General features: G+C 74.4%; 10 protein-coding genes. 4 read left to right on the top strand and 6 right to left on the bottom strand.

Features of this window, described 5'->3' with window-relative positions; all coding sequences use genetic code 11:
- Nucleotides 1-38 precede the first annotated feature (38 nt).
- Complete coding sequence (locus tag AB0G08_RS07820) at nt 39-416, top strand: PH domain-containing protein (RefSeq protein WP_358084660.1); 378 nt, start codon at nt 39-41, stop codon at nt 414-416.
- A gap of 21 nt (nt 417-437) precedes the next feature.
- Here the strand turns inward: AB0G08_RS07820 and AB0G08_RS07825 are convergent, their stop codons facing one another.
- The gene (locus tag AB0G08_RS07825) at nt 438-1,364 is read right to left on the bottom strand and encodes a 2-hydroxyacid dehydrogenase (protein ID WP_358084662.1); all 927 of its coding nucleotides are present in this window, start codon (nt 1,362-1,364) and stop codon (nt 438-440) included.
- A gap of 191 nt (nt 1,365-1,555) precedes the next feature.
- Between AB0G08_RS07825 and AB0G08_RS07830 the strand changes: the two genes are divergently transcribed.
- The 3 genes from AB0G08_RS07830 to AB0G08_RS07840 all read left to right on the top strand — a co-directional run bounded on the left by AB0G08_RS07830 (nt 1,556) and on the right by AB0G08_RS07840 (nt 6,245).
- A complete protein-coding gene (locus AB0G08_RS07830; RefSeq protein WP_358084665.1) occupies nt 1,556-3,370 on the top strand; it encodes a SpoIIE family protein phosphatase in 1,815 nt (604 codons plus the stop codon).
- A gap of 67 nt (nt 3,371-3,437) precedes the next feature.
- Entirely contained in the window at nt 3,438-4,613 is a 1,176-nt protein-coding gene (locus AB0G08_RS07835; RefSeq protein ID WP_358084668.1) for a PQQ-dependent sugar dehydrogenase, read from the top strand.
- Between the two features lie 57 nt (nt 4,614-4,670).
- Nucleotides 4,671-6,245, top strand: coding sequence for a metallophosphoesterase (locus AB0G08_RS07840; protein WP_358084670.1), 1,575 nt, complete (start codon nt 4,671-4,673; stop codon nt 6,243-6,245).
- A gap of 1,037 nt (nt 6,246-7,282) precedes the next feature.
- On the opposite strand, the gene AB0G08_RS07845 is transcribed toward AB0G08_RS07840, so the two are convergent.
- The 5 genes from AB0G08_RS07845 to AB0G08_RS07865 all read right to left on the bottom strand — a co-directional run.
- Complete coding sequence (locus AB0G08_RS07845; RefSeq protein WP_358084672.1) at nt 7,283-9,640, bottom strand: transketolase C-terminal domain-containing protein; 2,358 nt, start codon at nt 9,638-9,640, stop codon at nt 7,283-7,285.
- Between the two features lie 164 nt (nt 9,641-9,804).
- The gene (gene gatB / locus AB0G08_RS07850) at nt 9,805-11,298 is read right to left on the bottom strand and encodes an Asp-tRNA(Asn)/Glu-tRNA(Gln) amidotransferase subunit GatB (RefSeq protein ID WP_358084675.1); all 1,494 of its coding nucleotides are present in this window, start codon (nt 11,296-11,298) and stop codon (nt 9,805-9,807) included.
- A 13-nt stretch (nt 11,299-11,311) separates the two neighbouring features.
- Entirely contained in the window at nt 11,312-12,793 is a 1,482-nt protein-coding gene (gene gatA / locus AB0G08_RS07855; protein ID WP_358084678.1) for an Asp-tRNA(Asn)/Glu-tRNA(Gln) amidotransferase subunit GatA, read from the bottom strand.
- Nucleotides 12,790-13,095 (bottom strand): Asp-tRNA(Asn)/Glu-tRNA(Gln) amidotransferase subunit GatC, encoded by a 306-nt coding sequence (gene gatC, locus AB0G08_RS07860; protein ID WP_350926882.1) that lies wholly within the window; start codon nt 13,093-13,095, stop codon nt 12,790-12,792. The genes gatA and gatC overlap by 4 nt, the downstream gene beginning before the upstream one ends.
- Before the next feature lie 177 nt (nt 13,096-13,272).
- The coding region (locus AB0G08_RS07865) for an EAL domain-containing protein (RefSeq protein WP_358084681.1) at nt 13,273-14,240 on the bottom strand (968 nt) is incomplete at its 5' end.

The raw sequence follows: 14,240 nt of genomic DNA on the forward strand, positions 1-14,240 counted from the left end.
GCGCGTACCGGGGCCGGCGGGGGTGGGATCATCGGGGGGTGAGCAGCTCCGACACCGTCCACTTCCGGCACAACCAGGCGATCCTGGCCGCCGCGATCGTCGCCTTCTTCGGCGCCCTGCCGGTGGCCGGCGCCCGGTGGTACCTGCTGCCGGTGCTGCTCGTACCGCTCGCCGTCGCCGTCTGGGCGTGGCGGGCCGGCACCGACGCGGACGCCCGCGAGCTGCGCCTGCGGGCGCTGGTCGGGCAGCGGCGGATCGGCTGGGAGCGGGTCGTCGAGCTGGCCGCCGACAAGCGCGGTCGGGCGGTCGCCCTGCTCGACGACGGCCAGCGCGTCACGCTGCCGGCCGTGCGCCGCACCGACCTGCCCCGGCTGGTCTCGGCCACGGGCCAGACCCTGCCGGGCGCGGCCGGCTGAGCGCCGCCGGGGCGGCACCGCTCAGTAGCCGTCCACCACCGTGTTGATCAGCGGCTCGCCGGCCGCGAACCGGCGGACCTGATCGGCGACCAGCCGGTACGCGCGCGGCAGCAGACCGCGTACCGAGCCGGCGACGTGCGGGGTGAGCAGCACGTTCGGCATCGTCCACAGCTCGTGGTCGGCGGGCAGCGGCTCCGGGTCGGTGACGTCCAGCGCGGCCGAGATCCGGCCGGTACGCAGCTCGGCGACCAGCGCCTCGGTGCGGGCCACCGGCCCACGGGCGGCGTTGACCAGCAGCGCGCCGTCGCGCATGGCGGCGAGGAACCTCTCGTCGACCAGCCCCCGGGTGCGCTCGGTCAGCGGCACCAGCAGCACCACCACGTCGGCCTCGGGAAGCAGCCCCGGCAGCTCCTCGACGCCGTGCACGCCCTGCTCCGGGCGGGCGGTCCGGGCCACCAGCGTGAAGCTCACCTCGAACGGCGCGAGCCGGTCCCGTACCGCCGTGCCGATGGAGCCCGCCCCCACGATCAGCACCCGCTTGCCGGCCAGCTCGTCGGTGGGGGCCACCTCGTCGTACGCCCACTCGCGCCGGGCCTGCGCGCGGGCGAGGGCCGGGAAGCCGCGCAGCTGGGACAGGATCGCCGTGACCACCCACTCGGCGGTGGACGGGTCGTGCACCCCCCTGGCGTCGCAGAGCGTCACGCCCTGCGGGACCCGGCCGGCCCAGGCGTCCGCCCCGGCGGAGAGGAGCTGCACCACCGCCAGGTCGGGCAGCTCGCGCAGCAGCGCGGTGGCGTCCCCGCCGGCCAGGAAGGGCGGCACCCAGAACCGGACGCCGGCGGTCTCCGAGGGGAGCCGGGAGGCGTCCTCGGCCACCTCGACCGTGACCTCCGGCGGCAGCTCACCGAGGAGCGCTCGACCGTCCTGGTGCGGGATCCATACCTTCACGCCCGCCGACGATAGGCCCCCGGCGGGTCCGTCCGCCGGCCGGGGCGGCTCGCGGCACCCGAACGGGCCCCGCCGACGCGGGTGAGGTGATCAGGGCGACGCCGCAGCGACCGAGGCGATTGCGGCCCGGAGGGGGTATAAGGGAGGACCGGAGTGCCGGTCGGCCTCCATCCGGCACGGACAGGTGGTCAATGACCGACGGCTCCCGCGACGACGCCCCGGAGCGGGCCGACCCGATCCCGGCGCTCCGCGACCCCGATCGGCTGCGGTCCCTCGCCGAGACCCGGCTGACGGCCGCCCCCGACGAGGCGTTCGACCGGTTCGCCCGGCTGGTCGGTGACCTGCTCGACGTGCCGGTCGCCCTGGTCTCCCTGGTGGACGCCGAACGCCAGTTCTTCCCCGGCGAGGTGGGCCTGGCCCGGCCGTGGGCCGCCCGGCGGGAGACCCCGCTGAGCCACTCGTTCTGCCAGCACGTCGTCGACCTCGGCACCCCGATGGTGCTGCCGGACGCCCGGCTCCATCCCGCCCTGCGGGACAACCTCGCCGTGCCCGAGCTGGGCGTGGTGGCGTACGCCGGGATGCCGCTGACCGACCTGGAGGGCCGCGTCCTCGGCTCGCTCTGCGCGATCGACGACAAGCCGCGCGACTGGACCGCCGAGCAGTTGCGGACGCTCGCCGACCTGGCCGCCGCGTGCTCCTCGGAGCTGCGGCTGCGGATCGCGCTGGAGGGCGCCGAGCAGGCGCGGCGGCGCGCCGAGGAGGCCAACGGCCGGCTGGAGCTGCTGGCCGGGGTGGCCGGGACCCTGGCCGGCACGCTCGACGTGGCCACCGCGCTGCGCCACCTGCGTGAGACGATGGTGCCGCTGCTCGCCGACTGGTCCCTGGTGACCCTGGTCGGGCCCGACGGGGCGCCCCGCGACGTGACCGCCGCGCACCGCGACCCGGCCCGGGCCCCGGACGTCGCCCGCTTCGCCGAGCTGATGCGCACGGGGCTGAGCCCCGACTCGATCACCCGGACGGTGCTGCGCACCGGGCGGCCCGTGCTGGGCGGCGCCGCCACCCTCGCCGACGTGCGGCGGGGCACGATCGGGCCGGAGATGCCGGAGATCGCCGCCCGCCTGGGCTTCTCCTCGCACCTCAGCGTGCCGATCACCGACGCCGGGCGGGTGCTCGGCTGCATCACCCTGATCAACGGCCCGCGGCGGCGGCAGTTCGACGACAGCGACCTGCTCATCGCCGAGGACGTCGGGCGCCGGGCCGGGCAGGCGATCGGCAACAGCCGGATGTACGGCGAGCAGCGGCACGTCGCGCACGTGCTGCAACACAGCATGCTGCCGCAGCTGCCCGTCACCGACGACCTCGAGTTGGCCGCCCGCTACCAGCCGGCGGCGGACCGGGTCGAGGTCGGCGGCGACTGGTACGACGCCTTCCGCCAGCCCGGCGGGGAGCTGATCGCGGCGATCGGCGACGTGGCCGGGCACGACATCGAGGCCGCCGCGACCATGGGCCAGCTGCGCAACCTCGTCCGGGGCAACGCGTACGGTCGGCCCGACACGGTCGGCGAGCTGATGAGCCGCCTCGACGAGACCATCCGCGGGCTGCACATCCCCGCCGCGGCCACCGCGACCCTGGTGCGGCTGGACGCCGACGACGCCGGTGGCCAGCGGGTCGCCTGGTGCAACGCCGGCCACCCCGCGCCGCTCGTGGTCCGGGCCGGCGGCACGGTGGAGGTGCTCGCCGGCACGCCGGAGCCGCTGCTCGGGCTGAACCGTCCGGTGCGGCGCACCAGCCGGCACACCCGCCTGGCCACCGGCGACACCCTGCTGCTCTACACCGACGGGCTCATCGAGCGGCGGGACCGGTCCATCGACGAGGGGATGACGGAGCTGGTCGCCCGGCTCGACGGCACGCACCGGCTGCCGCTGGGCGAGCTCTGCGACCTGCTGCTGACCGCCGCGCCCCACCGCGAGGACGACGTCGCGCTGCTCGCCGTCCGGGCGATCTGACCGCGCCGCGGAGCCGGTCCGATCCGTCGACCCCGCTCCGACTTCCCGGCGGACTACCCTGGGCCGGGTGAGCGCCCGTCCCCCGTACCCCCGCGTCCACCGTCTGCGGACGGCCCTGGCGGCCTCGTGCGCGGCGCTGCTGCTGGCGACCGCCGGTTGCAGCTTCGGCGAGCCGGAGCCCGACCCGGCCGGTGAGCCACCCACCTTCCCGACGCCGTCGGCGACGGCGAGCCCCGGCGGCGCCGGCCAGGAGGTCGTCACCACCGTGCTGGCCAAGGGCCTGCGGGTGCCGTGGGCGATCGCCTTCCTGCCCGACGGCGCGGCGCTGGTCACCGAGCGGGACAGCGGCCGGATCCTGCGGGTCGGCCCCGAGTCGGGGCCCGACGGGCTGAAGGTCACCCCGGTGCAGACCATCGCGGACGTGGCGGCCTCCGGCGAGGGCGGGCTGATGGGCATCGCCGTCTCGCCCGACTACGCGCGGGACCGGACGGTCTTCGTCTACCACACCACCGAGCGGGACAACCGGATCGTCCGGCTGGAGCTGGGCGGCACGCCCACCCCGATCCTCACCGGCATCCCCAAGGCCGGCATCCACAACGGCGGCGGCCTCGCCTTCGGCCCGGACGGCCTGCTCTACGCGAGCACCGGCGACGCCGGCGACCGGCCGCAGGCGCAGGACGTCAAGCGCCTCGGCGGCAAGATCCTGCGGATCACCCGGGACGGCAAGCCGGCACCCGGCAACCCGTTCCCGAACTCCCCGGTGTGGTCCCTGGGCCACCGCAACGTCCAGGGCATGGCCTGGGACGCCGGCAAGCGGATGTACGCCGTGGAGTTCGGCCAGAACACCTGGGACGAGATCAACCAGATCACCAAGGGGCGCAACTACGGGTGGCCGACGGTCGAGGGGCGCGACGACGACAAGCGCTTCGTCAACCCGGTCGCCCAGTGGCCGACCTCGGACGCGTCCTGCTCCGGGCTGACCGCCGTGGACCGGCTGCTCGCCACCGCGTGCCTGCGCGGCAAGCGGCTCTGGCTGGTCGAGCTGACCGACACCGGCACCGTGCTCGGCCAGCCGCGGGAGCTGCTGACCGACCGGTTCGGGCGGCTGCGGGCCGTGGCCGCCGCCCCCGACGGCTCGATCTGGGTCAGCACCTCCAACCACGACGGGCGGGGCCAGCCGGCGCCCGAGGACGACCGGCTGCTGCGGCTCGTCTTCGCCGGCGGCGGGGCCGGCCGGAGCTGACGCACCGGCTCGTGCGGGTTTCCCAAGATCCTTCAGTGGGCAGGTCAGAATCTCACCATGGACGGCCAGGAGAACGAACAGCACGCGAACCGGGACGAGGACGCCCCGGCGACCGGTCACGCCCCGCCCCCGACACCGGGGCCGGACGGCGCCGACCGGCCCGGCCGGCGAGTCCTCCGCGCGACCGGGGTGACCCTGGCGGTCCTCGTCATCGCCCTGGTCGGCGCGGTGCTCGGCGTGCTCGCCGGCGGCCGGGTGAGCACCGACATCGGCCCGTTCCAGGCCGACCTCACGGTCGCGCCGGCGATGGGCGGCGGCACCACCGTCGACATCCCGCCGCTGGGTGCGCTGCTGCTCGACAGCCACGACGGGCCGACCCACCTGACGGTGGAGCTGGGCGCGCTGGACCAGAGCCGCACCGAGGCGCTGCTCGACGATCCGGCGAGCATCAACCGGGCGAGCCAGTCGGCCGTCGACGACGTCCGCGAGGGCGTGCTGCGGCTCGGCCTGCGGACGCTCGCCTCGGCGGTGCTGGTCACCCTGCTGCTGGCCCTGCTGGTCTTCCGCGACACCCGCCGGGCGGCCTGGGCCGGCGGGCTGGCGCTGGTGATCACCGCCGGCAGCCTCGGCGCCGCCGCGGCCACCATCCGGCCGGAGGCGATCGAGGAACCGCGCTACGAGGGGCTGCTGGTCAACGCCCCCGCGATCGTCGGTGACGCCCGCCGGATCGCGAACGACTACAGCCGGTACGCCGAGCAGCTCCAGCGCATCGTCGGCAACGTCAGCCAGCTCTACACCACCGTGTCGTCGCTGCCGGTCTACGAGCCGGCCCCCGGCACGACCCGCGTCCTGCACGTCTCCGACATGCACCTCAACCCGACCGGCTGGCAGCTCATCCGCACCGTCGTCGAGCAGTTCGGCATCGACGTGGTGATCGACACCGGGGACATCACCGACTGGGGCTCCGAGCCGGAGGCCTCGTACGTCGGCTCGATCGGCCTGCTCAAGAAGCCCTACGTCTACATCCGGGGCAACCACGACTCGGGGCGGACGGCGGCGGCCGTGGCCCGCCAGCCGAACGCGATCGTGCTGAACAACACGACCACCACGGTCGCGGGGCTGACCATCGCCGGTATCGGCGACCCGCGCTTCACCCCCGACAAGAACACCTCGCCGGCGGGCAGCGGACTCACCCAGCAGACGGCGAACCAGCTCATCGGCGTCGGCGACCAGCTCGCGGCCACGGTCGGCAGCTCGCCGCGCCGGGTGGACATCGCGCTGGTGCACGACCCGGCCTCCGCCGGTCCGCTGTCGGGCACCTGCCCGCTGGTGCTCGCCGGGCACACCCACGACCGGCAGGTCTCGAAGCTGCCCGAGGTGCCCGGGAAGGGACCCACCCAGCTGATGGTGCAGGGGTCCACGGGCGGCGCCGGCCTGCGCGGCCTGGAGGGCGAGAAGCCCACCCCACTGTCGATGACGGTGCTCTACTTCGACAAGGACAAGCTGCTCCAGGCGTACGACGACATCACCGTCGGCGGCACGGGGCAGGCGCAGGTGAACCTGGAGCGGCACGTCGTGGAGGACCCGAAGGCCGGCGCGCCCGTCCCAGTCACCCCCACCCCGACCCGCTGACCCCGACCCGCCGACCCCGACCCGCTGACCCCGGCCCGCTGGCCCCGGCGTGTCGACCCACTGGCTGGTCGCCATCGTGGGCCGCCCCGGGGCGCCTGGCACGCCGGGCTCCCGGCCGCCATGCGCACGGTCACCCTGTTCCTGATCGCCCTTCTCTGATCGCCCTACGCCTGACCGCCCTGCCCCCGATCGCCTTGCCCTGGTCGCTCTATCCCCGATCGCCCTGCGCCGAGCGGTCGTCCTGACCGCTTGCCGCACGCGCCCTCCGCTCGCGCCCGTTGCGCTGAGTAGCGACACCGCCGGCCTCCGACCTAGCCCTCTGGACGCTTTGCTCTGCAGCCACGGACGCACCAGTAACTCTGTGTAGCGAAAGGCTGGCTGCCTTCGATCGGCAGCATCGACTTCTCCGCTGTTCAGCAGCGTGGTGCGTCGATGGCTGCAGAGCAAAGGGCGCGAGCGGCTACCGTCGCACCCCAGGCTCAACGTCACTCTCAGTCAAATTAAACGCTGGTCACTGTTAGTGACTTCGCATGAGGTCGACAGCTGTCTCCGCGCGATGACCGCGAAGATGACCCCGGCGTTGCTCGCCGGATCTCGTGGCCTGTCGTAGCGCGCCGCCTCCTACACCGAGGCCTGTGTTCCTACCTCCCGCACCGACGCGACCGCCACCCGCGCGGCCGCCACCCGCGCGGCCGCCACCCGCGCGGCCGCCCAAGCCGAAGCAGGGAGCCGGCCGTCCGAACCAGGCCGCGGTACCTGCCCACCCGGCGTCTCGAGGCACGGTTCCGAGCAGCACGGCACGGCCCGAACAGCGCGGTGCAGCCCGCCCCGGCGCGGCATGACACCGCACGGCCCGGCGCGGCACCGCACGACCCGGCACCGGAGCCCGGCATGACGCGGCACCGCACGACCCGGAGCGGCCCGGAGCAGCCCAACGCGGCCCAGTCCGGCGGTGCGGCCCAGCGAGGCCAGGCGCGATTCGGCGGCGCGGGGCCGCGCGGGCACGCGCGGTCCGGCCGGGGACGGCGCCCTGGGGATCAGCGCAGGGAAAGGGCCGCCAGGGCGGCGTTGACGATGCTGCCGGGCAGCAGGTCGTGCAGGTCGTACAGCTCGTGGACACTGCCGGACTGGCCGAACTCGTCCACCCCCAGCGGCACCGCCGGGGCGGCGAGCGCCGAGCCGAGCCAGGCCATGGCGTGCGAGGCGGCGTCGTGCACCGTCACCACCGGCACCCGGTCGGCGAACGCCGAGCGCAGCGCGCCGGGCACGCTCGGCACGGTGGCCGTGCGTACGCCCTGGCGCAGGGTGCGCTGCCAGGCCCGGTAGAGCCGGTCCAGCGAGGTGACGTCGACGACGTGCGCGGCGATGCCCTCCTCGGCCAGTTCCGCCGCCGCCGCGAGCACCTCGGGCAGCACCGCGCCGGAGGCGGCCAGCTGCACCACCGGGGCGTCGGCCAGGTGTGGGTACGCCTCGTGGGCGTCGACCAGGCGGTACGCCCCGGCGACCACCTGCCGGCGCAGCACCGCGTCGCCGAGCCGGGCCCGCGCCGCCTCGAAGGCCGCCTGGTCGATCGGGCGGGTGCTGAGCCGGAAGTAGTACGCCCCGTCCTCGGCGGGAGCGGCCGTCGCGGACGGGGTCGCCCCGCCGGCGATCTGGCCCAGCGCGTCGCAGAGCAGCCAGTCCAGGGTGGCCGCGTACGCGGGTTCGAGGAACGTCACCCCGGGCAGTTCCAGCCCCACCGAGGCGGTGATGGTCGACTGGTGGGCGCCGCCCTCCGGAGCGAGCGTGATGCCGGACGGGGTGCCGGCGACCACGAACCGCGAGCCGGAGTAGGTGCCGTAGAGGAACGCGTCCAGGCCACGCAGCACGAACGGGTCGTAGACCGTGCCGACCGGCAGCAGCGGCTGCGCCGACAGGTCCCAGGCGAGGCCGAGCTGCCCGAGCAGTAGGAACAGGTTCATCTCCGAGATGCCCAGCTCGATGTGCTGCCCGGCGGGGCTCTCCGTCCAGCGCAGCATCCGGTCCTCGGTCCAGGAGCGCTGCTCCGTCGGGGCGAAGACGCCGGTCTTGTTGATGAACCCGGCCAGGTTGGTGGAGGTCGCCACGTCCGGCGCGGTGGTCACCAGGTAGCGGCCCACCTCGGGGTTGCGGGCCAGCTCGACCAGCACCCGGCCGAAGACCTCCTGCGTCGAGATCGGCTTGTTCGCGCGTACCCGCGTCGTGTCCGGGACGGTGACGCCCAGCGCCCGCTCGCGGGGCGCGCGGGACAGCGCCTCCCTGCGTTCGCCGGCCCGGATGCCGGCCGGTGACGCCGGGTCCAGGCGGTCCCACTCGGTCTCCCGCGTCAGCCCGTGCGCGGCGCGCAGCGCGTCGAGCTGCTCGCCGGTGAGCAGCGCCGAGTGGTTGCGCGGATTGCCGGCGATCGGCAGCCCCCACCCCTTGACGGTGTACGCGAAGACCACGCTGGGCCGGTCGGTGACGGCGTCGCACTGCGCGTACGCGTCGAGCATCGCCGCCATGTCGTGCCCGCCCAGGTCGGTGACGAGCGGCCCCAGCTCGTCGTCGCCGATGTCGGCGATGAACGCCTCGGTCCCGTCGGGCGCGCCGTCGAGGAACTGCCTGCGCAGCGCCGCGCCGGTCAGCCCGAACAGCGACTGGTACTGCTCGTTGGGCATCGCGTCGATCCAGTCGCGCAGCGCCTCGCCGCCCGGCCGGGCGTACGCCTCGGCGAGCCGGCGGCCGTACTTGACTTCGACCACGTGCCAGCCGGCGGCCTCGAACTGGCCCCGCCACTGGTTGATCCGCACCCCGGGCACCACCCGGTCCAGCGACTGCCGGTTGAAGTCGACCAGCCACATCACGTTGCCCAGGCCGGTGGTGGCCGGGTCGGCGACGGCCTCCCAAATGTTCCCCTCGTCCAGTTCGGCGTCGCCGATCAGCGCGACGAACCGGGAGTGCGGGCGCGCGCCGAAGTGGGCGTCGACGTAGCGGCGGGTCGCGGCGGCGAACAGCGGCGCCGCCGCGCCGAGCCCGACCGAGCCGGTGGAGAAGTCGACCTCGTCCGGGTCCTTGGTCCGCGACGGGTACGACTGGAGCCCGCCCCGGGCGCGCAGCATCGTCAGATAGGAGCGGTCGAGGTTGCCCAGCAGGTACTGGATGGCGTGGAAGACCGGCGAGGCGTGCGGCTTGACGGCCACCCGGTCCTCGGCGTCGAGGTGCGCGAACCACAGCGCCGTCATCGCCGTGACCAGCGAGGCGCTGGACGCCTGGTGCCCGCCCACCTTCACCCCGTCGCCGGTGTTCCGGTCGTGGTTGGCCGCGTCCACGATCCGGGTCGCGAGCCAGAGCACCCGCTGCTGGATCTCGTCGAGGACGTCGAGGTCGGTACGGTTCACGGTCGACTCCAGGGGTCCGGCACGTCACCGTTGACGGCCGGTCGGGGGCGGGCGGGTCGCGCGGGGTGCGCAGCCGCCGCGCACGACGGGCGTACGCGGCGGCTCGGGGTTACGGAAGGCACCTTCCTGCACGAGGGGCGTCAGGAAGGTGCCTTCCCTGTCGGTCAGGCGCCGAGGCGCTCCAGGATCAGCTCGCGGACGGTCTTGGCGTCGGCCTGGCCGCGGGTGGTCTTCATGACCGCGCCGACCAGCGCGCCGGCCGCGGCGACCTTGCCGCTGCGGATCTTGTCGGCGATGTCGGGGTTGGCGGCGATCGCCTCGTCGACGGCGGCGGTGAGCGCGCCCGTGTCGGAGACGACCTCCAGGCCCCGGTTGGTCATGATCTGCGTCGGCGAGCCCTCGCCGGCCACCACGCCCTCCAGGACGGCGCGGGCCAGCTTGTCGTTGAGCTTGCCGGCGTCGACCAGGCCCTGGAGCTCCGCGACCTGCGCCGGGGTGGCCCCGACGTCGGCCAGCTCCACGCCGGTCTCGTTGGCCCGCCGGGACAGCTCGCCCAGCCACCACTTGCGGGCGGCGGCGGGGGTCGCGCCGGCCGCGACCGTGGCCTCGATCAGCTCGACCGCGCCGGCGTTGAGCACCGACTGCATGTCCGCGTCGGAGAGGCCCCACTGCTCCTGGAGCCGCCGGCGGTGCAGCCGGGGCAGCTCGGGCAGCGCGGCCTTCAGCTCGGCGACCCAGGCGGCGTCCGGCGCCAGCGGCACCAGGTCGGGCTCCGGGAAGTACCGGTAGTCGGTCGCCGTCTCCTTGGACCGGCCCGGCGTGGTGTCGCCGGTGTCCTCGTGGAAGTGCCGGGTCTCCTGGGTGATCCGGCCGCCCGCGTCGAGCACGGACGCCTGCCGGATGATCTCCGACCGGACGGCCCGCTCGACGGAGCGCAGCGAGTTGACGTTCTTGGTCTCCGTCCGGGTGCCCCACTCCTCGCCGGGCAGGTTGAGGGAGGTGTTCACGTCGCAGCGCAGCGAGCCCTCCTCCATCCGCACGTCGGAGACGCCCAGGGAACGGATCACGTCGCGCAGCTCGGTGACGTACGCGCGGGCCACCTCGGGGGCCAGCGCGCCGGTGCCGGGGACGGGCTTGGTGACGATCTCCACCAGCGGGATGCCGGCCCGGTTGTAGTCGACCAGCGACTCGGTGGCGCCGTGGATGCGCCCGGTGGCGCCGCCGACGTGCAGCGTCTTGCCGGTGTCCTCCTCCAGGTGCACCCGCTCGATGCCGATCCGGACCAGCTCGCCGTTCACCTCGACGTCCAGGTAGCCCTCGAAGCACAGCGGCTCGTCGTACTGGCTGATCTGGAAGTCCTTCGGCATGTCCGGGTAGAAGTAGTTCTTCCGCGCGAACCGGCACCACTCGGCGATCGAGCAGTTCAGCGCCAGGCCGATGCGGATGGTCGCCTCGATGGCGGCCCGGTTGGCGACCGGCAGCGAGCCCGGCAGGCCCAGGCAGACCGGGCAGACCCGGGTGTTCGGCTCGCCACCGAAGTCGGTCGGGCAGCCGCAGAACATCTTGGTGTTCGTGCCCAGCTCGACGTGGGTCTCCAGGCCGATCACCGGTTCGTAGCGCGCGACGACCTCGTCGTACGCGGGCAGTGTCGTCGTCATCTGAGCTCCTGCCTCACAGTGCCGGTGGGGTGAAGGTGCCGACGACGCTCTCCAGCGCGGCGGCGACCCGGTACATGCGGTCGTCGGCCATCGTCGGGGCCATGATCTGGAAGCCGACCGGCAGCCCGTCGGAGAGCCCGCACGGCACCGAGATGCCCGGGCCGCCGTACAGGTTCGTCGGGATGGTGAACAGGTCGGCCAGGTACATCTGGTACGGGTCGGCGGTGCGCGCGCCGATCGGGAACGCCACGAACGGGGTGGTCGGCGAGATCAGCGCGTCGACCTGCTCGAACGCGGCGGTGAAGTCCCGGGTGATCAGCGTCCGGACCTTCTGCGCCTGCCCGTAGTAGGCGTCGTAGTAGCCCGACGAGAGCGCGTACGTGCCGATCATGATCCGGCGCTTGACCTCGGCCCCGAAGCCGGCCTCGCGGGTCAGCGACATGACCTCCTCCAGCGACCGGTTGCCGTCGTCGCCGACCCGCAGGCCGAACCGGACGCCGTCGAACCGGGCCAGGTTGGAGGAGGCCTCGCTCGGGGCGATCAGATAGTACGCCGGCAGCGCGTATCGGAAGTGGGGGCAGGACACCTCGACGATCTCGGCGCCCAGCTTGGTGAGCGCGTCGACCGACTCGCGGAACGCCGCCATCACGCCCGGCTCGGCGCCCTCGCCGACGAACTCGCTGACGATGCCGAGCTTCACGCCGGTCAGGTCGCCGGTCGCGCCGAGCCTGGCGGCGGCCACCACGTCCGGCACCGGCTGCGGGATCGAGGTGGAGTCGCGCGGGTCGTGCCCGCCGATCACCTCGTGCAGCAGCGCCGCGTCCAGCACGTTACGGGCGCAGGGGCCCGGGGTGTCCAGGGAGGACGAGAACGCCACCAGGCCGTAGCGGGAGGTGCCGCCGTAGGTGGGCTTCGCGCCGACGGTGCCGGTGACCGCGCCGGGCTGGCGGATCGAGCCGCCGGTGTCGGAACCGATCGCCAGCGGCGCCTCGTACGCGGCCAGCGCCGCGGCGCTGCCACCGCCCGAGCCGCCGGGGATGCGGCTGAGGTCCCACGGGTTGTGCGTCGGCCCGTACGCCGAGTACTCCGTGGAGGAGCCCATCGCGAACTCGTCCATGTTGGTCTTGCCGAGCATCACCGTGCCGGCGGCGCGCAGCCGCTGCACGATCGTCGAGTCGTACGGCGGGCGCCAGCCCTCCAGGATCCTCGACCCGACGGTGGTCGGCACGCCCTTGGTGGTCAGCACGTCCTTCACGGCGACCGGCACGCCGGCCAACGGGCCCAGCTCCTCGCCGGCGGCGCGGCGGGCGTCGACCTCGCCGGCGGCGGCGAGCGCGCCCTCGGCGTCGACGTGCAGGAACGCGTTGACCCGGTCCTCGACGGCGGCGATCCGGTCCAGGTGCGCCCGGGTGACCTCGACGGCGGAGGTCTCACCGCTGGCGACGAGCCCCGCGATCTCCGTCGCGGTCAGTCTGGTCAGGTCGGTCTGCGTCATGACGCCACATCCTCATCCAGGATCCGCGGTACGCGGAACCGCTGCTCCTCGGCGTCGGGCGCGCCCGACAGCGCCTCCTGCGGGGTCAGCCCGGGCACCACCACGTCGTCCCGCAGGACGTTGGTCAGCGGCACCGAGTGCGACGTCGGCGGGATGTCCGCCGCGGCGACCTCGCCGACCTGCGCGACCGCCTGGAGGATCACGTCGAGCTGGCCGGCGAAGGTGTCCAGCTCCTCCTCCGTGACGGCGAGCCGCGACAGTCGCGCCAGGTGCGCGACCTCCTCGCGGGAGATGGCGGCCATCGGTGCCCCCTTCGTGACGGTGCTGCGGGTCGGACCGGGTGTCGGCCGCGCGGACGAGGTGCGTGACGCGCGGTGACCGGAGCGAGTCTATTGTTCCGCCCCGGCGGCGCGTCCCCGACTCCCCCTCCCGCGCGGCGGGGCGTCGCGCCGACGGCCGCACCGGCGAGGGGCGGTGGCTCAGCGGGCGTGCCGGCGGGGGATCTCCGCGTCGGGGCTGGGCGTGGGGCGGACCGGCCGGTAGCGGGCCAGCCAGCCGACCAGTTCCTCGGCCGGCATCGGCCGGGCGTAGAACCAGCCCTGCGCCGCGTCGCAGCCCGCCGCGTACAGCATGCGCCAGGTGCGCTCGTCCTCGACGCCCTCGGCGACCACCCGCAGCCCGAGCGCCTTCGCCAGCTCGATCGTCGACTTCACGATCGCCGCGTCGTCGGCGTCCTCGGCCATCCCCAGCACGAAGGAGCGGTCCACCTTCACCTCGGACAGCGGCAGCCGCCGCAGGTGCTGCAGGGAGGAGTAGCCGGTGCCGAAGTCGTCCAGCGCGATGCCCACGCCGATCCGGTGCAGCCGGGTGATGGTGGCCAGCACCCGGCGCGGGTCGGCCATCAGGGCGCCCTCGGTGATCTCCAGTTGCAGCCGCTGCGGCGGCACGCCGTACCGGGCGAGCCGGTCGGCGATCTGGTCGGCGATCTCGCCGGTGTGCAGGTCCCGCACGCTGACGTTGAGCGCCGCCGGCAGGCTCATCCCGGCGGCCGACCACTTGGCGAGCTGTTCCACCACGTCGTCCACCACCCGGCGGGTGAGCAGCCGCATCACCGCGCTCTGCTCGGCGACCCGGATCAGCTCCTCGGGGTCCACCATCCCCCGGCGGGGGTGCCGCCAGCGCAGCAGCGCCTCCACGCCGACCACCTCGCCGGTCGCGATGGCGATCTGCGGCTGGTAGTACATGGTGATCTCGCCCGCGTCGACGGCCGGAGCGGTGTCCGCGTCGCGCCGGCCGGCCGCGTCGCGCCGGGCCCCCCGCCGGCCCGTCGGGGCGCGGTCGCCGCCGCGGACCCGGACCCTGTTCTTCGAGACACTGGGCCGGGTCTTCGACGGCGCCGACGCGGCCCACCGGGTCGGCGTCTGCTTCCTCGACCTGGACGGCTTCA

Origin of the sequence: Micromonospora sp. NPDC023644, assembly GCF_040640115.1 — a bacterium.
GTDB lineage: Bacteria > Actinomycetota > Actinomycetes > Mycobacteriales > Micromonosporaceae > Micromonospora.